The following is a 274-nucleotide window of genomic DNA, read 5'->3' on the forward strand; positions in this document are numbered from 1 at the left end:
GTGCTGGAAGCGGCGGGTTTCGGCAAACTGCGCCGACAACACCGGTAGCCAGTCAGATTTTTTTCCCTTGGGTTGATCGATCCAGGGTTTGAAGGCCCCCAGAATCTCGCCTTTTTGCAACAGCGCGAACACCTGTTCAAACGGCAGCAGGCTTTGCTCATCTACCCAACCCCGCTCTATCAGGGGCAAGACTGCCGCGTGCACCGGGCCGATCTCGGCATAGTTGAGCTTGCTCGCCCGAAAGTGCACACCTTTACGCATGATCATGCGCACC

Annotated in this window: 1 pseudogene; it reads right to left on the reverse strand. The window is 57.7% G+C overall.

Annotation, left to right across the window (positions count from 1 at the left end):
* Positions 1–274, reverse strand: a pseudogene (locus AAEZ08_RS22915) (VRR-NUC domain-containing protein); the annotation flags it as partial.

Origin of the sequence: Pseudomonas sp. E45-MNA-CIBAN-0222 (assembly GCF_040310405.1) — a bacterium.
Taxonomy (GTDB): domain Bacteria; phylum Pseudomonadota; class Gammaproteobacteria; order Pseudomonadales; family Pseudomonadaceae; genus Stutzerimonas; species Stutzerimonas stutzeri_AC.